General features: G+C 61.7%; 18 protein-coding genes. 13 read left to right on the top strand and 5 right to left on the bottom strand.

The window, feature by feature from the left end; genetic code table 11:
- Window positions 1–317: 317 nt before the first annotated feature.
- The 3 genes from DOM41_RS08390 to DOM41_RS08380 all read left to right on the top strand — a co-directional run bounded on the left by DOM41_RS08390 (window position 318) and on the right by DOM41_RS08380 (window position 4,025).
- Entirely contained in the window at window positions 318–746 is a 429-nt protein-coding gene (locus DOM41_RS08390; protein WP_110686367.1) for a DUF2231 domain-containing protein, read from the top strand.
- Complete coding sequence (locus DOM41_RS08385) at window positions 743–2,230, top strand: PQQ-dependent sugar dehydrogenase (RefSeq protein WP_110686366.1); 1,488 nt, start codon at window positions 743–745, stop codon at window positions 2,228–2,230. The genes DOM41_RS08390 and DOM41_RS08385 overlap by 4 nt, the downstream gene beginning before the upstream one ends.
- 199 nt (window positions 2,231–2,429) lie before the next feature.
- Window positions 2,430–4,025 carry a DUF2252 domain-containing protein gene (locus DOM41_RS08380; protein ID WP_110686365.1) on the top strand — a complete coding sequence of 532 codons (1,596 nt, stop codon included), beginning with the start codon at window positions 2,430–2,432 and terminating at the stop codon, window positions 4,023–4,025.
- A 126-nt stretch (window positions 4,026–4,151) separates the two neighbouring features.
- Here the strand turns inward: DOM41_RS08380 and DOM41_RS08375 are convergent, their stop codons facing one another.
- Together DOM41_RS08375 and DOM41_RS08370 are read right to left on the bottom strand one after the other, a co-directional pair.
- Window positions 4,152–5,051 carry a proline iminopeptidase-family hydrolase gene (locus DOM41_RS08375; protein ID WP_110686364.1) on the bottom strand — a complete coding sequence of 300 codons (900 nt, stop codon included), beginning with the start codon at window positions 5,049–5,051 and terminating at the stop codon, window positions 4,152–4,154.
- An 88-nt stretch (window positions 5,052–5,139) separates the two neighbouring features.
- Window positions 5,140–5,940: a LuxR family transcriptional regulator gene (locus tag DOM41_RS08370; protein ID WP_223160952.1), complete on the bottom strand. Its 801-nt coding sequence runs from the start codon at window positions 5,938–5,940 to the stop codon at window positions 5,140–5,142.
- 240 nt (window positions 5,941–6,180) lie between these two features.
- Between DOM41_RS08370 and DOM41_RS08365 the strand changes: the two genes are divergently transcribed.
- From DOM41_RS08365 to DOM41_RS08340, 6 genes are read left to right on the top strand one after another with little or no spacing between them, the layout of a single operon-like run.
- The gene (locus tag DOM41_RS08365; RefSeq protein WP_110686363.1) at window positions 6,181–7,080 is read left to right on the top strand and encodes a proline iminopeptidase-family hydrolase; all 900 of its coding nucleotides are present in this window, start codon (window positions 6,181–6,183) and stop codon (window positions 7,078–7,080) included.
- Between the two features lie 38 nt (window positions 7,081–7,118).
- Window positions 7,119–8,039: an ABC transporter permease gene (locus tag DOM41_RS08360; RefSeq protein WP_223160951.1), complete on the top strand. Its 921-nt coding sequence runs from the start codon at window positions 7,119–7,121 to the stop codon at window positions 8,037–8,039.
- Entirely contained in the window at window positions 8,036–8,914 is an 879-nt protein-coding gene (locus DOM41_RS08355) for an ABC transporter permease (RefSeq protein ID WP_223160950.1), read from the top strand. The genes DOM41_RS08360 and DOM41_RS08355 overlap by 4 nt, the downstream gene beginning before the upstream one ends.
- Window positions 8,911–9,909, top strand: coding sequence for an ABC transporter ATP-binding protein (locus DOM41_RS08350; protein ID WP_110686361.1), 999 nt, complete (start codon window positions 8,911–8,913; stop codon window positions 9,907–9,909). Before DOM41_RS08355 ends, DOM41_RS08350 begins: the two co-directional genes overlap by 4 nt.
- Complete coding sequence (locus DOM41_RS08345; RefSeq protein WP_110686360.1) at window positions 9,902–10,912, top strand: ABC transporter ATP-binding protein; 1,011 nt, start codon at window positions 9,902–9,904, stop codon at window positions 10,910–10,912. The genes DOM41_RS08350 and DOM41_RS08345 overlap by 8 nt, the downstream gene beginning before the upstream one ends.
- 7 nt (window positions 10,913–10,919) lie before the next feature.
- Complete coding sequence (locus DOM41_RS08340) at window positions 10,920–12,434, top strand: ABC transporter substrate-binding protein (protein WP_110686359.1); 1,515 nt, start codon at window positions 10,920–10,922, stop codon at window positions 12,432–12,434.
- A 90-nt stretch (window positions 12,435–12,524) separates the two neighbouring features.
- Here DOM41_RS08340 and DOM41_RS08335 read toward each other — a convergent pair whose 3' ends face one another.
- Entirely contained in the window at window positions 12,525–13,409 is an 885-nt protein-coding gene (locus DOM41_RS08335) for a LysR substrate-binding domain-containing protein (RefSeq protein ID WP_157956889.1), read from the bottom strand.
- Between the two features lie 137 nt (window positions 13,410–13,546).
- Between DOM41_RS08335 and DOM41_RS08330 the strand changes: the two genes are divergently transcribed.
- Entirely contained in the window at window positions 13,547–14,635 is a 1,089-nt protein-coding gene (locus DOM41_RS08330; protein ID WP_110686357.1) for a quercetin 2,3-dioxygenase, read from the top strand.
- Between the two features lie 58 nt (window positions 14,636–14,693).
- Window positions 14,694–15,614: an alpha/beta hydrolase gene (locus DOM41_RS08325; RefSeq protein ID WP_157956888.1), complete on the top strand. Its 921-nt coding sequence runs from the start codon at window positions 14,694–14,696 to the stop codon at window positions 15,612–15,614.
- Window positions 15,615–15,739: 125 nt separating this feature from the next.
- On the opposite strand, the gene DOM41_RS08320 is transcribed toward DOM41_RS08325, so the two are convergent.
- Window positions 15,740–18,049, bottom strand: coding sequence for a TonB-dependent siderophore receptor (locus tag DOM41_RS08320; RefSeq protein ID WP_110686355.1), 2,310 nt, complete (start codon window positions 18,047–18,049; stop codon window positions 15,740–15,742).
- A 105-nt stretch (window positions 18,050–18,154) separates the two neighbouring features.
- Between DOM41_RS08320 and DOM41_RS08315 the strand changes: the two genes are divergently transcribed.
- Both DOM41_RS08315 and DOM41_RS08310 read left to right on the top strand, forming a co-directional pair.
- Window positions 18,155–18,973, top strand: a complete 819-nt coding sequence (locus DOM41_RS08315) for a response regulator (protein ID WP_110686354.1) — start codon at window positions 18,155–18,157, stop codon at window positions 18,971–18,973.
- Entirely contained in the window at window positions 18,973–20,379 is a 1,407-nt protein-coding gene (locus tag DOM41_RS08310) for an ATP-binding protein (protein ID WP_110686353.1), read from the top strand. The genes DOM41_RS08315 and DOM41_RS08310 overlap by 1 nt, the downstream gene beginning before the upstream one ends.
- Before the next feature lie 22 nt (window positions 20,380–20,401).
- Here the strand turns inward: DOM41_RS08310 and DOM41_RS08305 are convergent, their stop codons facing one another.
- Entirely contained in the window at window positions 20,402–20,878 is a 477-nt protein-coding gene (locus DOM41_RS08305) for a LabA-like NYN domain-containing protein (RefSeq protein WP_110686352.1), read from the bottom strand.
- Between the last annotated feature and the right edge of the window lie 113 nt (window positions 20,879–20,991).

The raw sequence follows: 20,991 nt of genomic DNA, 5'->3' as shown, positions 1-20,991 counted from the left end.
TTCGCGAAGAGTGAAGGACTGAAAGTCCAGGCCGTTGCTTTCCTACCGGGTTCAAAGCCCCGGATCTCGAGCCCGGGGTGACGTCAATCCGGTCTGTCATGCGTTTGACGGTTTCGCGTCTGGCGCCAGCCTGGCACGAAACCTGACTGCGCACGTCAACCCGTTTATTCGGGTAAAACACGAGAGCTGAACTAGACTTAGCCTGCGCGACGAGGGAGTCGGTCTCGCGGTGAAAACAAAGACCGATGCCGTCAAGGGAAGTGGCGCGAGCGGCGCTTTTCCTGTCCCCGATATTGGATCAGCCTAAGGAGTTCTTCGTGAACGCGATTGCCGAACGCCCCCATCGAAGCGGGCCGAATCCGCTGCACGGCATGCTACTCGCCGGTGCCTTCCCCCTCTTCCTGGGCGCTGCACTGAGCGATTATGCCTACTCCACCAGCTACCACATCCAGTGGCAGACCTTCGCTTCCTGGCTCCTCGCCGGCGGGCTGGTGTTCTGCGGACTGGCGATGATTTTCGCACTGATCGGCATCTTTCGGCCGGTGGCTAGCCGGGGACTCTCAGTCGTCTACTTTCTTCTGCTACTGGCAACCTGGGGTCTCGGCTTCATCAACGCCCTGATTCATGCTCGCGATGCCTGGGCCATGATGCCCACCGGCTTCGTGCTATCGATCGTCGTCGCCATCCTGTCGTTCGCCGCCATCTGGATCGGATTTACCAGTCGCAAGACCGGAGGCCATTCATGAAGTACGCCCGCATTCGCCACATCGCCCCGCTCACGCTCGTACTGATGGCCAGTGGTGCCAGCGCCGCCGACGGTGACATGCAGTACGGTGCCAATCCGGACCTTCCCGAGCCGCAGCGCGGCCTGCTGCCCAACATGGGGGTGCCCGAACGCGCCCCCTGGGATGACCGGCTTCCCACCGTGCCGGAAGGCTATAGCATCAGCGCCATCGCCACCGACCTGAAGATTCCGCGACAGACACTGGTGCTGCCCAACGGCGATATCCTCGTCGCCGAAGGCAGCGGTGGCAATGCCCCCAAGCTCAAGCCCAAGGACTTCATCGCCGGCGTGATCAAGGCCAAGGGCAAGACCTTGGTATCCGGCGGCAACCGGCTGACACTGCTGCGTGACGCCGACGACGATGGCACCTACGAGGAGCAGACGGTATTCGCCGAAGGGCTGAATGCGCCCTATGGCCTGGCGCTCGTCGACAACGCGCTCTACGTCGCCAATCAGGATGCGCTGGTCCGCTTCGACTATCAGCAAGGCCAGACGGAGGCCGATGGGGACCCCGAGGTCGTGACGCCGCTACCTTCAGAGATCAACCACCACTGGACCAAGGCACTCACCGCCAGCCCCGACGGTGAATATCTCTATGTCGGCATCGGTTCCAACAGCAACATCACCGAGCGCGGCATGGCCGCGGAAGTCGATCGCGCCGAAATCTGGGAGATCGACGCCGACACCGGCGCACACCGCGCCTACGCCACCGGCGTTCGCAACCCCACGGCGCTCACCTTCCAGCCGGACAGCGACGAACTCTGGGCCGTCGCCAACGAGCGTGACGAGCTCGGCCCGCACCTGGTGCCGGACTACCTGACCTCGATTCAGGACGGCGGTTTCTACGGCTGGCCCTATAGCTACTGGGGCCAGCACGTCGACCCGCGCGTCAAACCGGAGAATCCGGAAAAAGTGGAGTCGGCTATTTCCCCGGACTACAGCCTCGGCTCCCATATGGCGCCGTTGGGTATCGCGTTCTCGAATGACACCGTCGGCGGCGACTTCTCGGACGGTGTCTTCGTCAGTGAGCACGGTAGCTGGAACCGTGCCGACCCGGTGGGCTACAAGGTTGTCTTCATCCCCTTCGACAACGGCGAACCAGCGGGTGACCCGGTCGACTTCGTGTCAGGGTTCTTGACGGACGACGGCCGCACCCGCGGCCGACCTGTCGGCGTGACCGTCGCCCCGGATGGCTCGGTCATTATCGCCGACGACCTGACCAACGCCGTCTGGCGCGTCACCCGCGACGATGCCGGCAACGAGCCCGCCAGCGCCACGACCGGCGACAATGCTGCGGGTAACGACGTCTCCATCGACGCCGATGACAGTGCGGCGTCGGACGTCGATACCGGCAGCCAGGAAGCGACTTCGGCCGCTGACGACGACGGTTCGGCTGAAGCCGATGCGAGGGAGACGGACGACGAGAGCACGACGACGTCCAACTGATCGCACCGCAAGACTGATCGTCCTTCGCTGGGCGTGAGACGACGACACCCCGGGGTCTGTTCCTCGGGGTGTTTTTCGTCAAGCCCTCGCCTTTTCTTCTCCGGGGCTCCGCGTCATGAGCACATCGCGCGCTTTTGAGCCATCTTGAGGCTAACGGCAACAAGACACTGACCGCAGACGAGAGAGGCACGCGAGCGCCATGACGACATCCTCCGAACCGACCCGCAGGACACTCTACGCCGAGGCACAGCAGCGCGAGATTCCCGGCCGCGCTTCCATGAGCAAGGCCGAGCTCGCCGCCGCCCTGGCGCGTCATACGTCGGAAACCGCTACGCCAGAGCCCCCGGCGCCAGAGATCGCCTCTCGTTATGCGACCTTCAAGCGCCTCGCCGAAGCCGTGGCCAGCGGCGAGTTCGTGCTGCGACCCCGGGCGCTATCCGGGCACGAGAGACGCCGACATCTGCGCCAGACCCTGCGCGAGGATCACCAGACCCGTATCGCCGAGGGCTGCGAAGAGGCCGGCGACAAGTTCGATAAGCTCGCCGGTTCAATGTTCTCTTTCTTCCGCGGCACGGCGCTGCTGTTCTACCGCGATATGGCCGGCGACGACGCCTGGATGCCGACCGTGCTCGCGCTCGGGGATGTCCACCCCGAGAACTTCGGCGTCATGCCCAACGCCGACAACGTGCCGATTTTCTCCGTCAACGACTTCGACGAGGCCTACTACGCTCCCTTTACCTGGGATCTCAAACGCGGGGCCACCGGCTTCATGATCGCCGCCGAGACGGAAGGCAAGCTCGAGCGAAAGCATCAGGCCAAGATCGTGCGCCATTTCGTGAAAGGGTATATCAACGAGATGCAGCGACTATCGCGGGAGGGCACCGAGCGCGATGAGGAGATGCGCCATGACAACGCGCCAAAGCTGATTCGCAAGCTGTTCGAGGACGCCGACGAGGCTCGCGACGAGTGGCTGATGGATGACTACCTCGACGAGACCCGCAGCGGTTTCCGGCCGACGAAGAAATTGGTGCCGATCTCCTCTCGCCGGGACGAGTTTCAGCGACTCACCGACCAGCTGGTCGCCGAGAACGCCATCGAGGTGCCGCACCGGGCGCTTGGTGCGGACGCGGCCACCATGGGTAAAAAGTCAGCGCCGGGTAAAAAGAAGGCCCAGAGCGGAAAGAAAGCCCAGCGCGGACAACCCGGCATGCGCGTCAAGGACGTCGCCATCCGTCTGGGCCAGGGCACCGCCTCGCTCGGGCTCAACCGCTACTACGTACTGATCGAAGGGCCCGAGGGCGATGGCACCGACGACCTGATCATCGAATACAAGCAGGCCCGGCGCTCCGCGCTCTCCGGCCTGGCCCCACCTACCGCCTATGAAGTCGATACGCTCGCCGAGCGGGTGAGTCATGCGCAGGCCGTGCATCTGGTTCGTGGCGACGTCTTCTACGGCCATGTCGAATTCGAAGGTCAGAGCTATCTGTCTCGCGAACGCGCGCCGTTCCGCGACGACATCGATCTCGACGACCTCTCCAAAAGCGAGTGGAGAGAGTATGCCCGTATCTGCGGTCGTGTACTTGCCACCGTGCATGCCCTCTCCGACGAGCTCGGCAAGATCGACTACGACATCGAGCCTGCCATCGTCGACGCCATCGGCCCGCCCAAGCTGTTCGCTGAGGATATGGTCGAATTCGCCAGCGAAGCTGCCGATCGCGTCCGCCGCGATCACGCGCTGTTCTGCGAAGACCACGCTCGCGGCGCGTTCCAGCATCTGGACTGGGTCCATCGCTGAATCAGCGTTGCAATGGGTCGGAGTGCTGTCCATGACTCGGTGAGGACCGACAGTGTGTCCCAGAGCGCCGTGGTTACCGCTCTGCACAAGCCTCTATCGAGAAAACCGCTACCGCACCCATACCCCCTAAAGGCCCTTTCCCGTAAAGAAGCGCTGCACCCTGGCCATACAGGCTTCGCGCTCCTCAACGTGAGGCATATGACTGGATGCCTGAAATACCTCCCATTCCACATCGGCGATATGGTCTGCGTAAGGCTTCACTGTTTCACGCGTCGCTTCGTCGTAACGCCCGGAGATCAGCAGTGTCGGTACGGAGATGTTCCCCAGCCGATCGATAATGCTCCAACTTTTCATCGTGCCGATGACATGAAACTCCGTTGGACCGTTCATGGCGTGATAAACGGTGGGATCATTATCGATGGCATCGAAAGTTCGCGTGACTTCGGCAGGCCATTGCGCCAGACGACAGACGTGTCGCTTGTAGAAAACGTCCGATGCCGCCTTGTACTCGGCGGAACTGAGGGTTCCCGCCTCCTCATGAGCGAGAAGTGTCGCCTGGACATCGGTCGGCAACTGAGCACGCAGCTGGCAGGCTGCATCAAGCCAGAGTGACATGGAAGCCGGTGAGTTGGCGACGACCAACCCTTTTAACCCGCCAGGCCGACGTACCGCATGTTCAGCGCAGAGCATGCCTCCCCAGGACTGCCCGATTAGCAGATAGTCTTTTTGGATGCCCAGCCACTGCAGCAGGTTGTCCATTTCGTCCAGAAACAGTGACACCTGCCAGAATGCCGTTGGTTTTTCTGGCAGGTGAGTCGAGAGACCGTTGCCGATTTGATCGTAATGAATCACCGGTCGGCCGGTGGCGGCCAGATCCTTGAAGGCCTCGACATAGTCGTGCGTGCAGCCAGGGCCACCATGAACCACTACCACCGGCGTCAGCGACGATGTTTTCAAGTCTCCCGTGATCCGGTACCAGGTCTGGTACTCTCCGAACGGGGCCCACCCCTCAGTGACTGACATCATTCACTCTCTCCTGACTCATGAAGAATGACGCCAGACTAAACAAATCCTGGATGCACGTGACCTAACAAAAATGCTAGTTCATCGCCACTTAATCGATAAGGCGATAGTGAATGGCACGCACCACGGCCTGAACACGATTGCTAGCCCCAAGCTTATGAATGGCCGAATTGAGATGCAGATTGACCGTCGCCGTGGAGCGGTTGAGCTGACGTGCAATCTGCTTCGCCGTCAGCCCCTCGGCAGCGTATGCCAGACACTCTTTTTCTCGACTACTAAGGGACACTGGACTGCTATTGCGAGCATCACTGCCAAAACATGAATACGCACGATCATGAAACTGATGAGCTAAAAGGCTAAATTCAGCCATTGTCTCCTCCAGCCTCGCTTCATGAGTTTGCCCATGCTTCATTCCCGTCAATGTCGCAAAACTACCGTCTCTAAGATGCAGCGGCACTGTCAGGCCACAGGCAATATCATTATCGTTCATGTATTCCGCCACCCGATCGCGTTTCGTCACCAACGCTTTTAGCGCAGTGCGTTCCGGATGGCGATAAGACCATACAAATGGAGCACAACACTGTAGCGCTAATTGTTGAACAGGATCGATCTGATAGTAGCCATCATTGCACCATAGCCCCTGCATGTCCGGGGGAACTCGCTCCATGTGCAAAAAAGACGGTGTTATCAAATCCCCTTCAATCGAGGTAGGGACAGGGGAATAGTCATAGATAAAGGCTTCAAACCCCAGCGCTGCCGTCTCCACCTGCAATTTCGATAACTCGGCATCAAGGGCATGTCGATCACTGGCCGGCGGCATGGCTTTCCCCAATGAGAATGGAATACTAACCGCATAATGATGCAAGATGAGTGCCATCGGTTCACCTGGCATCGCCTCCTCCTGTAGCGACGATAGCTCGATTCTCGCTGGCAATGACGTATGGCGAAAAGAGGCGGAAAATCTGTTGCACCAAGTTGGAAAATAAAGTGAATATACGCACTAAAAGTGTGCGGAATTTCTTCGCTTTTCTAGTCCTTGTCAAAACCTATCAATTTTTCTAGTTACGATACCCTTGTTCTCTTTCGTAACGTTGATGCCATCAATAACCGAATCGAGACAGGCATCGACAGCATGAACTATCGGGAAATCGCTGCAGACGACATCCACGAGATTACTGTGGACGGCTATAAGATCTTCGCCTACGAGTTCGGCAAGGGAGAAGAGGTCATACTCTGCCTGAATGGCGGGCCGGGTTTACCCTGTGACTACCTTCGCGAAGCGCACGCTTTCCTAAGTGAATTTGGCTACCGAATCATCGCTTTCGATCAGCTGGGAACCGGGGCATCCGATCGCCCGGATGACAATAATCTCTGGACGATTGAACGCTATGTAGAAGAGGTCCGATCGGTTTGCGAGGCGCTCAAGCTGGACAAAGTCCACATGCTTGGCCACTCGTGGGGCGGCTGGTTGGCCATCGAATACGCGCTCACCTACCCGGAACACCTGAAAACAATGATCCTGGAGAACACCGTCGCGGATATCCCCCACCTCTCTCGTGAGCTGGGTCGTCTGCGAGAGGCGCTTGGCCCCGAAACCGTCGCGATGATGAACCGGCACGAGGCACTGGGCCAGCTAGACCATCCCGCCTATCAGGCCGCGCTCACGCTACTCAACTATCGCCATGTCTGCCGGTTGGATGACTTGCCAGCGCCGGTAGAACGCTCGCTGAACGACTGGAACAAGGCGCCTTACGAAGCCATGCAGGGGCCTAATGAGTTTCTCTACAACGGCAACTTGAAGGACTGGTGCCGCGTCGAAGCGCTCAAGTCGGTCAAGGTGCCGGCGCTGATCACGACCGGACAGCATGACGAACTGACACCGGCCTGCGCGGCACGAATCAAGGAAGGGTTGCCGCACGCAGAGCTGCAGGTCTTTCCCAACAGTAGCCATATGCCCTTCTACGAAGAGCCACAGGCCTACTATCCGGTACTCCTTGATTTTCTGCAGCGTCACAGCCGTCAGACGCATTAACCGAGGACTGACAGCCAGTTATGCATCGATATCGATTCTTGCTACTGCGACCGCTTCAGCTGATACCCGTGCTGTTCGGTATCAGTGCGATTTCCTTTGTGCTTGTCCGCGCCATTCCCGGTGACCCAGCCAGGGTACTGCTGGGCACCCGGAGCACGCCGGAAGCGCTGGCCCGTATCCATGCCGAGTACGGTCTGGATCAGCCGCTACCGATGCAATACCTACTGTTTCTCAAGCATCTCTTCGATGGCGAACTGGGCCGTTCGATCATCTACAAGACGGACACGCTGACCTTGCTGTTGGAGCGATTGGAACCCACGGCGATGTTTATCTTGGGTAGCGTGCTGCTGTCGGTTCTACTGGCGCTTCCTCTGGCAACGTGGGCAGCAAGAAGTCGTGGCGGGGTCGCCGACCACGTGATTCGCTTACTCACCACGGCAGGCCTTGGCTTACCCCCGTTCTGGCTTGGCATCATGCTCATCATTCTGCTGAGCATCACCTGGCGCCTGTTTCCGGTCTCCGGCTATGGCGATAGCCTTGGCGAGAAGCTTTACCACCTGTTCATCCCCTGCCTCACCGCAGCGCTATCGCTGTCTGCCGTGCTCACCCGCAGCCTGAGGTCAGCGCTGATCCGCGAGATGCGTGCCGACTACTTCGTCGCGGCACTCGCCCGAGGTCAGTCAGAGCGCTATATCTTCTGGCGGCATGTGATGCCCAACGCCATCGTACCGATCATCAATCTGCTGGCCGTTAACGTCAGCTGGCTGATCGGCGGCTCGGTGGTGATCGAATCCGTTTTCGGTATCCCCGGGCTTGGGCAGTTGCTGATCAAAGCCATTTTCAGCCGGGACTACATGGTGGTGCAGGGCGTGGTGCTCTTCTTCGCTCTTTCTACCGTGCTGGTGAACCTGCTGGCGGACATCCTCACCGTGTTCATCGACCCGAGGATCAAGCTATGACGGCCCTCACCTCGACTCAGATCTCCATGGGACAGCGCGTGACGGCTCCACTGCGCAGGCTGAGCCGAGATCTGTCTCAACGCACGACCCTGAAAATTGGTCTGGCGATCGTGCTGGGGTGGGTCCTGGTGGCACTGCTGGCACCCTGGATTTCGCCTTACGACCCTGTCTATCAGGATCTCACTACCCGCCTTGCCCCCATGAGTTGGGCCCATCCGATGGGTACCGATAACTTCGGCAGGGACATCCTCTCCCGCGTCATCTACAGCGCCCGGGTCGATCTCCAGATCTGTCTACTGGGTGTGATCTTCCCGTTCATCATCGGCACGGTGCTGGGCACTTTCAGCGGCTATATCGGCGGCTGGTGCGACGCGATCGTGATGCGGCTGATCGATATCGTGCTGGCCTTTCCATTCCTGGTGTTGATGCTCGCAATCATCACGATTCTGGGTCCGGGTCTCAGCAGCTTCTTTATCGCCATGGCACTGGTGGGCTGGGTCTCCTACGCACGCCTGGTCAGGGCGCGCGTTCTGGTACTCAAACAGAGCGATTTCGTGCTGGCGGCAAGAAGCCTGGGGTACAGCCACAGCCGAATTATCTGCAAGCACCTGCTGCCGAATGTGTTGACCGATGCCGTGGTGTTTTCCATGTCCGATGTGGTGCTGGTACTGCTGAATGGCGCCGCCATCAGCTACCTCGGGTTGGGCGTTCAACCACCGGTCGCCGAATGGGGGGTGATGGTCACCGAAGGTCAGGGTTTTATCACCACCGCCTGGTGGCTGACCGCCTTCCCCGGTCTCGCCATCGTACTGCTGGCCGTGGGTTTCAGCTTTATTGCTGATGGCTTGAGCGAAAACCGTGGAGGCACGCAATGAGTCCGCTGCTGACTGTGGATAGCCTAACCATCACCACGAGGGCCGGTCTCAACCTGGTCGATCAGGTGTCGTTCAGTTTGGCGCCGGGTGAAATGCTGGGCCTTGTCGGCGAGAGCGGCTCTGGCAAGACATTGACCTGCCGTGCCCTCTTGCAACTGCTGCCGGAGGGCGCGTTGCAGATTACCGGCGGCCGTGTGGATTTCGACGGTCGCGATCTACTGCGACTGAGCCCGCGGGAGATGAGACAACTTCGGGGTGCCGGGGTCGGCATGATCTTTCAGAACCCGTCGACTCATATCAATCCCTTGATGACCATCGGCCAGCAGATGGCGGAGAGTCTGCGGCTACGCGGGCGACTGTCTCGCAAGGAGATCAGAGCCCGTTCTGTCTCGCTACTCGAGCAAGTGGGAATCCCCTCGCCGGAACAGCGACTGGACAGCCATGCTCATGAGTTTTCCGGCGGTATGCGTCAGCGCGCCATGATTGCCATTGCGCTGGCCTGCTCACCGCGAGTTCTGATCGCCGATGAGCCGACCACGGCGCTGGATGTGACCGTACAAGCTCAGATTCTGAAACTGCTCGACGGGCTGCGGCGGGAGCATGGTCTGAGCATCATCATGATCACTCACGATCTGGGGGTGGTGGCGCAAACCTGCGACCGGGTCGCCGTTCTCTACGGAGGCCGAATCTGTGAGATTGCAGCGACCGCGGATCTGCTGAAGCATCCCGCTCACCCCTACACCCGCGGGCTGATCGCTTGTCAGCCACACGCCAACGTCAACGCCCAAGGGCCTTTGACCACCATTGCGGGTGCGCCACCGACCGCCGAGGAGATGCCAGCGGGCTGTCGTTTCCATCCCCGTTGCCCCGACGCCCAACGGCGTTGCCAGACCCGTCAGCCCGTCGTGCACGATGTCGCGCAAGAGAGCGGGCATCGTGTCGCCTGTCACTACCCCCTCCAGCGACTGATCCACAGGGAGCTCGATCATGAGTAGTCATCCGCTATTGGAGGTGGAGCGCCTCAGTGTGAGCTTTCCGGTGACCGGTCCCGGGCTCAAAGGGCTGTTTCTGAAGCAGAAATTGCATGCGGTCAATGCCGTATCACTGCAGGTCGAGCCCGGCTCCGTCGTGGGTCTGGTCGGCGAGTCGGGAAGCGGCAAAAGCACACTCGGCCGCGCCATGCTCAAGCTCGAGCCATCCTGCGCCGGATCGATCACCTTTGATGGCCTGCAGCTCGACAACGCGACGCAGAGCGATATAGCACGCCTGCGTCAGCAAACGGCCATGATCTTTCAGGACCCTTACTCGTCACTCAATCCACGCCAGACCCTCGGTGAGGCCATTGCCGAAGTGCTCAAGGTGCACCGCAAATGTTCCGCGGAGAAGCGAGCGTCGAGAGTCGACGAGTTGCTGACCCTGACCGGGCTGAGTGGCGACTATAAAAGTCGCTATCCGAAGCAGCTCAGCGGGGGGCAGTGCCAGCGCGCAGCGATCGCACGCGCCCTCGCCATCGAGCCCCGCCTCATTGTCGCGGATGAGTGTGTTGCCGCACTCGATGTCTCGATCCAGGCGCAGATCGTCAACCTGCTGCTGGAGCTGCAACGCAAGATCAATTTAACGCTGCTTTTTATTGCCCATGATTTGAGTATCGTCCGGCGACTCTGCGACCGGGTAGCGGTCATGTACTTGGGCCGAATCGTCGAAGAGGGGCCAACGGAGAGCGTGTTTTCCCATCCCCGACACCCCTACACCGCCGCTCTGATCAGCGCCATACCGGATATCGACCCTGAGCGCCGATTACCGGACACGCTGCTGCGGGGTGAGCCACCGAGCCCACTCGACCTGCCTGATGGCTGTGCCTTTCATACTCGTTGTTGCTTCGCTCGGGAGGCTTGCCGAAAGGGTGAAGCCCCCGAGCTGAGAGGCGATGGAAATCACCAGTACGCCTGCCTTCTCGAGGCTGGTGAAGCCGAAAGACTGACCGACCCAATGAGGTAACAGAGACATGCCGACACCGTTCAAGCGCCACCTACTCAACTGCTGCTGCCTAGGTTTGTTGTTGGCCAGCTCACTGGTATCCGCCGCGACCCTAACCATCGGGCGCAGCGCGGACAGTACGACGTTCGACCCGATCAATACGACTCAGAACGCTGACAACTGGATCTTTTCCAATATTTTCGACCCATTGATCGCGTTGGATAGAAGCGGAACGGAATTAGTGCCAGGACTGGCGGAGAGCTGGACTATCTCCGAAGACGGCAAGACTTATACGCTGACCATGCGGGATGCCAAATTTTCCGATGGGACGCCCGTCACCGCAGAAGATGCCGCATTCAGCCTGATGCGGATTCGCAATGACGATAAATCGCTCTGGGCGGACTCCTACAAGATCATCGAGTCGGCAGATGCCGAGGATGACCACACGCTGGTGATCACGTTAAGCGCACCTTCAGTGCCTTTCCTTTCGCAACTGGCACTGCCCAACGCCTCCGTCATCCCCAAGGATTATTTCCAGGAGGTGGGGGAAGAAGCCTTCTCTCAAGCACCTGTCGGTTCAGGCGCCTTCATGCTGGAGGAATGGAATCGCGGCGAAAGCGTCATCCTGCGCAAGAACCCTCACTACTGGGATAGGGATCGTATCGAACTCGATGGCGTGAACTGGCTGACCCTGCCGGACAGCAATACGCGCATGCTGAAAATCCAGGCCGGTGAAATCGACGCGGCGATCAACGTGCCCTTTTCGCGTATCAGCTCACTGGAAGCGGACCCGAATCTCACGGTTCATCTGGATGCCTCTACTCGCGAGGATCACCTGCTGATCAATCACTCCCATCCGCCGCTCGATGACGTCAAGGTGCGTCAAGCGCTGGACTACGCCATCGATAAGCAGTCAATCATCGATACGGTCACGTTCGGCTACGGCACGGTTGCCAACGCCTACATCCCCATGGGCGCGCTGTACCACAACGCTGACAACCTCTCCCGGGGTTACGATCCCGAGAAAGCCAAGGCACTGCTGGAAGAAGCTGGCGTCGACAATCTCACGCTGGATTATGTCGTCAATGCCGGTGATGAAGTGGACGAACAAATTGCCGTACTGCTGCAGCAGCAACTCTCCGCAGTCGGCATTCGAGCCAACCTGACCAAAGTAGACCCAAGCCAGAGCTGGGGCATGCTGGTTGATGGTGACTACGATATTTCGGTCATGTACTGGACCAACGATATTCTCGACCCCGACCAGAAAACCACCTTCGTGCTCGGCAACGATGCCAACATGAACTACATGACGCGTTACGATAATCCTGAAGTGACTCAGTTGGTGGCCGACGCACGCCTTGCAACGGACCCGGACGTGCGCGAGGAGATGTACACCAGACTGCAGGAGATGGCGAAGCAGGACGTCAACTGGATCGACCTCTACTACAGCCCCTATCGCAATGTATCTACCAAGGCGGTGAGTAACTTCTATCAGAACCCCATGGGGCGTTTCTTCCTGGAAGACGTTTCACTCAGCGAATAGTCACCAGGGAGTCAGGGCACTCGAAAGGACCGCCTGATGCGGTCCTTTCGAGCCGTGACACGAAACACCAAAAAGCGCCTTCCTCCCCTTCTAGCCCAACCTGAGCGTCTCGAGCACCCGGCGAAACGCCAGCACGGCGGGAGCCTGCGCCTCGCGTCGCATCATCAGCGTAACGTCGAGCTCCAGCTCGACGTCGGCCAGCTCGCGATAGACCACACCCTCCGGGAAACGAGGCGCGAGTATCGATGAGACCAGTGTCACCCCCAACCCGGCCTCGACCAGCCCCAGGGCAATGACCGGACTTCGGGCCTGCATGCCGATCACTGGCTGATACCCCAGCGCCCGCGCCATCAGATAGCCGCCCTCGTCATCGTGTTCGCCAACGTAGCCGATAAAACGCTCGTGACGAATGTCCTCCGACATGAGCGTTTCGCGCTTGGCCAGCGGGTGTGCCTCGGGTAGCGCCAGTCGCAGCGGGAACGCGGCCAATCGACGGTATTCGAATTCGGGATCCGGGGTCAGGGAGAGCATCGGGCCGAAGGTCGCATCCAGACGGTCTTCGCGAAGCGCCGTCTGTTGACTGTGTGGATGCAGCTCGCTCACCTGCAGTTCGATATCGGGACAGGCCGCCTGAACCGCTTTCACTACCCGACCGAGGACGCCGGCGTAGAGCGCACTGGCGGCGTAGCCCAGGCGCACGCTGCCGAGCACCCCGGCCGCCGTCTGGCGAACCACCTCCCCGGCGTGCGTTACCTGTTCGAGAATTCGCCGCGCCTCCGGCACCAGGGCCAGTCCGGCGGCCGTCAGACGCACCTGCCGGCGGTTGCGGATGAAAAGCTGCGCCTCCAGCGTCGACTCCAGCGCCTTGATCTGCATGCTGAGTGCCGGCTGCACGATATTGAGCCGCTCGGCGGCCCGGCCGAAATGCAGCGTCTCGGCGACGGCCAGAAAATAACGCAGATGTCGTAGCTCCACTCTCGCTCCTTGCTCAGCGTCTCTCATCTTGTGATCAACTTGAATGATCACAGACGACAGAACAATCTATTTCACTGAAGACTCTGAGCTAACTATCCTCGCGGTCATCGTTAGATCACAGCAAGAGGAGTGTCGACATGTCTCAGAACACCGCCCCCGACCCGCAAGACGCCGGTCCGGTCACCGGACCGGAAGCCGCCCTGCTGGCCAACGGCACGCTGCCCGGTTGCGAAGCGCTCTACGCCCTGCGCGACGGTGAAGGTGAGTTTCATCGGGTGGGTGGCCAGGTGGTGACGCTGATCGCTCGCGGGGAGGAGTCCGCCGGGCAGTTCGAGGCGGCCGTAGTGACCGGCGGCAAGGGGGCCTACCTTCCGCCCCGCGCTCATGCCGAGAGTGACGCCGCCTTTCTGGTGCTCGACGGCAGCGTGGAGTTGCTGATCGACGGCGAGCGCCACCTGCTCAATCGGGGCGATTACGCCTACGTGCCGGCGGGTACGGTCTACGCCCATACCCTGATCGACTGGCGCACCCGCTTTCTGACCTGGACCACCGGCGATCGCGTCGGCGCCATGTACCCGGCCCTGGGCGTTGCGTTCTCGCGCCCGGTCCAACCGGAGCAGGCCGATGTCTCGATCGACGAGGAACGGCTCCGCGCAGCCGAGGCGGTCGCCGACGTCACCTTCGTCGAGGCGGCTGTGCCGGCGACCCCCGCGGTGCGCGTGACCAACGACCAGGTGCCGACCGACAAGGTCCCCTACGTGCTGGCCGCCGGTACCGGCGAGCGTCTGGTCGCCGCCGAACAGCTTTTCTCGTTCCTGCAGACCCAGGCCTCCAGCGGCGATCAATTCATCGCCATCATGAACGAGGGGCCAAAGGGCGAGGCCATTCCGCCGCACTACCATCGCGAGCACACGGAGAACTTCTTCTGTCTGGATGGCCACATGACCATGTGGGTCAACGGTCAGGAGGTGAAGCTCCTGCCCGGCGACTATCTGCAGGTACCCGCTCGCCACGTCCATGCCTACCGGCTGGATGCCCCCTACACGCGCTTTTTCGGCTGGCTGGTGCCGGGTATCTTCGAGCCCTTCTTCCGCTATCTGGGTGAACCCTACGACGGCCACGTGTTCCCGCTGAATCCGCCCGCTTTCCGATTCGACCGGGTGCTTGCGCATCTCGACGAGCTGGACCTGCAGCCGCTGGGCCAGGGCGACGGGCCCGCGACATGAACCGATGTCGGGCCATCGTTCAACGGCTCGACAGACACCGATTCTCGAGGAGAACCCTGTGAAAACCGTGCTGGATATCACCTACATCACCATCGACGATGTGGCACTCAAGGCCGATCTCTATCTGCCTGAGCGAGACGACAAGCCACCGGTGATTCTCTTCCTGCACGGGGGCGGCTGGAAATTCGGCGATCGCAAACTGGCCCCGGACCTGTCGCGCTTTTTCGCTCGCGAGGGGTTCGCCATGATCAGCGTCGACTACCGCCTATCCGATCAGGCGCCCTTTCCGGCGGCGATCGAGGACGTCAAGACCGCCATCCGCTGGGTCAAATCCGTCGCCGACACCTACGGCTTCGACGCCGAGCGACTCGGGCTATGGGGCTCCTCCGCCGGCGCGCATCTGGCGACGCTGGCCGTCACCGCGGGTCCTGCGCGCTTTCCTGGCCACGACTACGGCGAATTCGATGAGCAGGTACGAGCGGTGGTCGATGGCTACGGACCGACCGATTTTCTGCAGCAGGATGCGTTTCGCGACCCCGACGGCGTGCCTTCCGACGACCCGGAGTCCATCCAGATGCCGGCGGGCAAGTTCAGCGCCGATGCCGACTCGATGGAATCGCTGTTCATCGGCGTTCCCATCGAGGACGCGCCGGCGCAAGTGGCGGCGGCCAATCCGATCACGTATCTGGAATCCGGTCTGCCACCGATGCTGATTCTGCATGGCCTGAGCGACACCGCCGTGCCGTGGCAGCAGAGCCGGCTACTGTTCGAGGCGCTCTCGCGCAGCGACAATCCCGCCATCCTGGGGCTGATCGAGGGGCTGGGGCACGGCTTCTTCAACCGCAACGCGCTGGACGATGACGGCCCGCGGACGTGGCATGTCTCTCAGAGTGACGCGCCAGAGCGGTCGAGTGTCGAATGCCACGAGGTGTTCGCCTACGTCGGTCGATTCTTTGCCAACCATTTGAGACACCCCTGACCCCCAGCGCTGCTGCCCGCCGGATGGGGTAACCCCCGAAGCGCCCCTGCCGGCGAACCGACAGGGGCGCTAATGGCCGGGGCGCCAATGAAAGGCGCGACCCGTGCTCTACGTGAATCAAGCGCTTAGAAGTGAGTGCGAAGCGTGACCGAGGCGCTGCGCGGATTGCCGTAAATGGCGCCGGCATAGAATCCGTAGCGGGTGTAGTAGTGCTGATCGAAGAGGTTGTCGACGTTCACCGTCAGGCTGGTGGCATCGGTAATGTCGTAGCGGGCCATGGCGTTCCAGATCGCGTAGCCCGGCCATTTGACGTCGGTGGGTCCGGTGCTGACCCCGTTGGACGGCTGACCGGCCGGGCCCGAGACCGCGTCGATGTGGCTTTGGGCGTACACGCCGCCGCCGAAGGTCCAGCGGTTCAGGGATCCACCGGGCGCGTAGGTGGTAGAAAGCTTGAACAGGTGCGAGGGATCGCTGCGGCCGTCGGAATCCACCCGGCGGAAATGCAGATAGGTGTAGCCCCCGTAGACGTTCCAGTTCGGTGTGATCGCCCCGGCAACCTCGACATCGAGCCCTTCGGTTTCGTTACCGGTGCCAGCGGTATAGGCCTGATCGCCGGTCGGCGTCAGGCTGGCGCCATCGCGCACCGCGGTATTTTCCTGCTTGGTGCGGAAGTACGCCGCGGAAGCATTCAGGCGCCCATCGAACCACGCCCCCTTGATACCGGTCTCGTAGCTCTCGCCTTTGATCGGCTCGACCATCGACCCGCTGGAGGTTTCCTCGCTCTGCGGGGTGAACTGATTGGTGTAGCTTGCGTAGACCGAGTAATTGTCCGAAAGGTCGTACACCACACCGGCATAGGGCGTGAAGACGCCATCTTCGCTGCGGCTGGTGTGATCGCCGGACGCGCTATCGCTCACCGTTTTGTAGTTGCTGGTCCGCGCCCCGAGAATGATCGAGAGCGGCTCGGTCACGTTCAGGCGGGTCGCGGCGTAGAGACCGCGAAGCCGCGTGACGGTCTTGCCGCTGCGTCCGGTCCGGGAGGCATCGAGGTCGATATCGCCATCGACACCGTTTCGCCAGTCGGAGATCGGCAGGCCGTTGGTGGCGCGGTACATGCAGCGCGAGGAGTCGACCGAGGCGGTGGCGCTGGACATGGTGCACGAATATTCCGGGCTTCGCTCGACGGTGCGGCTGTCGTTGTAGCCGACCATCACCTCGTGCTCGCGCCCGAACAGGTCATAGACGCCGTCCAGATCGACACGGACCGAGCGCGTGCGGGTGTCGGTGCTGTTGTGCAGGCCGTTCAGGATCGCGCCGCTACCGTCCTGATCCCAGTAGCCGATAAAGGTGCCACCGCCCCCCCGGTTGACCTTGGCCAGACCGCGATGATTGACCGCTTCGGTGTCGCTTTGCGCTGCGCGTACATCAAGCGTCCAGTCCTCGTTGAAGCGGTGGCTCACCGAACCGAACACCGTGTCGGTCTGGTATTCGCCATAGCTCCAGTCAGGCGCCAGATTGGTACTGCGGGAGAGATCGGCCTTTTCTCCGTCGGCGTACCAGATCGGCACGTTGGCGCCCCACCCTGCCCCGAAGGTCTTGTTGTACTCGTACTGATAGCCAAGTCCCAGCGTGGTGTCCTCGGTGACGTCGGCTTCGAAGTTGGCCAGTGCGGCGCGGGCGCGGGTCGACTCGTTGTCGCGGAAGGCGTTGCCCTCCTGCTGCGTGATGACAAAGCGCGAGCGAACGCTGCCATCCTCGGTCAGCGGCACGTTCAGATCGGCACCGATGCGGCGCTGGTCCCAGCGACCGTAGCGGCCGTAGGCGCTGCCGCCAAAGGTCTTTTGCGGGCGTTTGCGGATCAGATCGACCGTGGCCGAGGGGTCGCCGGTGCCGCCGAGCAGTCCATTGGCGCCGCGCACGATGTCGACACGCTCATAGAGATCCATGTTCAAGGCGTTGCCGCCGCCGCTGAAATCCGAGCCCCCCGGAAACTGCAGGCCATCGACCTTCCAGTTGCTGATGTCATAGCCGCGCGCTCGAAACGCCGTTCGGCCACCGACCTCGGTCTCGTTCGACGTGACGCCCGGCGTGAGTTCAAGCGCCTGGGCGATGTTGACCACCTGACGGTCGTCGAGCTGCTGACGCGTGAGACTGGTGACCGACTGCGGCGTCTCCCGCTGTGACAGGCTAAGGCCGGTCGCGCTGCTCGTTTCGGAAACCGTATAGCTTCGCGACGGATAACCCTGGTAGGTGCCCTGAACCGTTACCGGCGCCAGCACCGTCGTCGAGTCGTCAGGCGTCTCGGCCCCAGCGGACTGTGCCAGAGCCGGCGTGCTCAGCAGACAGCCGCCGAGGGTGGCGGCGATCGCCGCGGCGAGCGGCGTCCTTGATCCGTGGAAGACGTTGCCGGTGGCTTTCGAGGCGCGATACGTCATGACTGACCCTTGGTTGAATAATAATGATTAGCATTTACTGCGCTGAGGCCGACAATTATATTGGCGACTTACCGCGACAACCTTGGCGTCTGTGTGGCAAATGTAATGAATTGTATTGACGATGTGCTTCCCGCGGCTTCCCACGCCGTGGCATCCCTCGAAGCGCCGCTGGTTCTCGTGGTGGATGACGATGACGAAATCCGTGAATTGATCAGCGACTATCTGGCGGGCATGGGCTACCGCACGCGACCGGCGGCCAACGGTCGCGAGATGTGGGCAAGGCTGGATGATGCCGTCGATCTGGTGATTCTCGACTTGATGCTGCCGGGCGAGGATGGGCTCAGCCTGTGCCGCGCGCTGCGCCACCAGGGCGATCTGCCGGTGATCATGATCAGCGCCCGCGGCGCCTGCTCGGAGCGCATCGTGGGTCTCGAAATCGGCGCGGACGACTATCTCTGCAAGCCTTTCGATCCTCGCGAGCTGCTCGCCCGCATTCGCGCCGTGCTCCGCCGCCAGCCGTTGGCCCGAGAAAGCCGTCATCCAGGCGGACAGCCGCAGAGTCACCCGGGCTCGAGGCCGACCCCTGGCGGTGGAGCAAGCGACGCGCACCAGCGCCGATTCGCCGGCTGGCAGCTGGATCTCGGCACTCGACGGCTGCACTCGCCTCGCGGCCAGGCGTTCGATCTCCCGCGCTCGGACTTCCGCGTGCTGGAAGCGCTGAGCGCGACGCCAAACCGGATCGTCGACCGGAACTGCCTGAGTCAGCGCGCCTTCGGCCGCGACTACTTCCCCGACGACCGTTCCATCGATGTCTGCATCAGCCGCCTGCGCCAACTCTTCGAGGACGACGCCCGCCGGCCTCGGTTCATTCGCACCGTGCGCAACGAAGGGTATCTACTCGAACTACCCGCCACCGCCGACTGATGCGGACAACGACAGCCTTTCGCCGCCTCTGGCCCGACTCGCTCTTCGGTCAGCTCTGCGTGATCGTCGTCGCCGGCGGGTTATCGATCCAACTGCTGTTCAGCAGCATCTGGTATGACGTGCGCTACAGCCAGGTGCTCGAGGTGCCCACGCGCCTGGTGAGCTTTCGCACCGTCGATACCCTGCAGCAGCTTGCGAGCGGCGCACCGCTCGCTTCGCTGGCCACTGAGACGTTCCATCCCGAGCGCCTCGACGCACCGCTTCCCGCGCCGCGTCGGCTCGATGCCGGGCCCGAAAACGTCGAACGGATGCTCCGGGAAGCCCTGGAACGAGAGCTGGGGCATGACGTGACACTCGAGCTACTCAACGTGCAGATTCGCGACGAGAACGGCCACGCCAGAACCTGGGCCGGCCTGTTCGGACTCTCCCATGTGGTGGGGCATTTCGACTTTCAGCTTCGGCTGGCGCCGCATCGGTGGTTGCATATCGAGGCAAGGCAGGAACAGGGGTGGAACGCTCGCTCCGTGTGGCGGGTGCTGCTCGACTACGGGCTGCGCGTCTATCTGCTGCGCGCCCTCGCCCTAGTGGCCGTGGCGCTCCTCGTGGTGCGTCTTAGCACCCGACCGCTCAGGCGGCTGGTGCGCGCGGCTTCGGCGCTGGGACACAATCTTCAGCAGCCGCCAATACCGGTGGAGGGGCCGAAGGAGATGCGCCAGGCGGCGGAGACCTTCAACGCCATGCAGCATCAGTTGATCGACCTGCTGGAGGCCCGCACCCAGTTGCTGGCGGCCGTTTCGCATGATCTGCGCACCCCGCTTACCCGCATGCGGCTGCGCGCGGAAGGCATCGGTGACGAGAGACTTCGCGGCAAACTGATCGACAACATCGCGCAGATGGAAGGACTGATTCGCTCGCTGCTGGACTCCGCCAGCGAGAACACGACACCGACCGGCAACACCACCTGCGACCTGAGCGGGCTGATCACCGCCGTCGCCGATGACTTCACCGAGACCGGCAGCGACGTTCACTGGCACGCCAGCGAATCCGTGCCCGTCGCCGGCCACGCCGCCAGCCTGCGGCGGGTGCTGCATAATCTGATCGACAACGCCCTGCGCCATGCCGGCAACGCCCATCTATCGCTGCGAACGACAGGCGCCTGGGCCGAGGTAACGATCGAAGACGACGGCCCCGGCCTTGATGGCACGGAAACCGTCGACGTCACCCAGCCCTATGTTCAAGGCAATGGCGGGCAGGGCGACGGTTCGCCCACCGCCAGCGGCGGCTACGGTCTGGGGTTGAGCATCGTTCGAAGTATCGTGATGGCGCACCGCGGCCGGCTGACGCTGACCAACCGCCCGGGGGGTGGACTACGAGTGGTGATGGCGCTGCCACGGGCCGAGACTTGACCGCGGGTCACGGTGCCGCGCGCTAGCCCAGCAGCAGCTCGCCTTCGATGGGCATGAACTCGCTCGCCGAGCGGATCAGCGAATTGGCGGTCAGCCGGGGTACGCCGTAGACCTCGACGCGCTTGCCGTGCGCCTCGCGAATCTTCTGTGCCAGCAGGTCGAAGTCGCCGTCGCCGGAGACCAGCACGATGACATCTGCCCGCGCCGCGAACTCGATGGCGTCGAGCGTGATGCCGACATCCCAGTCGCCCTTGGCGGAGCCATCCGCGCGCTGAATGAAGGGCTTCAACTTCACCTCGAAGCCGATCGTGCGCAGCGTGTTCTGGAAGCCGCGCTGCTTGGCGTCTCCCTTGTCGGTGGCGTAACAGCGCGCGGTGAGCACCTCTCGCCCCGCCGTCGCCTTGGCCCAGAAGCGGCGATAGTCGAAGTGCTTGCCGTAGGCTTCACGCGCGGTGTAGTAGACGTTCTGGGTGTCGACGAAGATGGCGACGGTGGTCATGGTGAGGTTCCCGGCAGGCAGTGACAGGCCAGCCCAACCGGGCCGGCTCCCTCTCGAGGGTATGCCACCCTGCACCCGATGCACCGCAAAAGGAAGGGTGGCACTGTCATGCC

Origin of the sequence: Salinicola aestuarinus, assembly GCF_003206645.1 — a bacterium.
Lineage (GTDB): Bacteria > Pseudomonadota > Gammaproteobacteria > Pseudomonadales > Halomonadaceae > Salinicola > Salinicola aestuarinus.
Note: the sequence above shows the minus strand (reverse complement) of the source record. Positions and strands in the feature narration are given on the sequence as shown.

What these genes read in the sequence shown, in the direction of transcription:
- DOM41_RS08315 (WP_110686354.1), top strand. Translation starts at nt 18,155, where the DNA reads ATGAATTGTATTGACGATGTGCTTCCCGCGGCTTCCCACGCCGTGGCA.
- DOM41_RS08375 (WP_110686364.1), bottom strand. Translation starts at nt 5,051, where the DNA reads ATGATGTCAGTCACTGAGGGGTGGGCCCCGTTCGGAGAGTACCAGACC.
- DOM41_RS08350 (WP_110686361.1), top strand. Translation starts at nt 8,911, where the DNA reads ATGAGTCCGCTGCTGACTGTGGATAGCCTAACCATCACCACGAGGGCC.
- DOM41_RS08305 (WP_110686352.1), bottom strand. Translation starts at nt 20,878, where the DNA reads ATGACCACCGTCGCCATCTTCGTCGACACCCAGAACGTCTACTACACC.
- DOM41_RS08370 (WP_223160952.1), bottom strand. Translation starts at nt 5,940, where the DNA reads ATGCCAGGTGAACCGATGGCACTCATCTTGCATCATTATGCGGTTAGT.
- DOM41_RS08385 (WP_110686366.1), top strand. Translation starts at nt 743, where the DNA reads ATGAAGTACGCCCGCATTCGCCACATCGCCCCGCTCACGCTCGTACTG.
- DOM41_RS08310 (WP_110686353.1), top strand. Translation starts at nt 18,973, where the DNA reads ATGCGGACAACGACAGCCTTTCGCCGCCTCTGGCCCGACTCGCTCTTC.
- DOM41_RS08345 (WP_110686360.1), top strand. Translation starts at nt 9,902, where the DNA reads ATGAGTAGTCATCCGCTATTGGAGGTGGAGCGCCTCAGTGTGAGCTTT.
- DOM41_RS08330 (WP_110686357.1), top strand. Translation starts at nt 13,547, where the DNA reads ATGTCTCAGAACACCGCCCCCGACCCGCAAGACGCCGGTCCGGTCACC.
- DOM41_RS08365 (WP_110686363.1), top strand. Translation starts at nt 6,181, where the DNA reads ATGAACTATCGGGAAATCGCTGCAGACGACATCCACGAGATTACTGTG.
- DOM41_RS08380 (WP_110686365.1), top strand. Translation starts at nt 2,430, where the DNA reads ATGACGACATCCTCCGAACCGACCCGCAGGACACTCTACGCCGAGGCA.
- DOM41_RS08355 (WP_223160950.1), top strand. Translation starts at nt 8,036, where the DNA reads ATGACGGCCCTCACCTCGACTCAGATCTCCATGGGACAGCGCGTGACG.
- DOM41_RS08320 (WP_110686355.1), bottom strand. Translation starts at nt 18,049, where the DNA reads ATGACGTATCGCGCCTCGAAAGCCACCGGCAACGTCTTCCACGGATCA.
- DOM41_RS08340 (WP_110686359.1), top strand. Translation starts at nt 10,920, where the DNA reads ATGCCGACACCGTTCAAGCGCCACCTACTCAACTGCTGCTGCCTAGGT.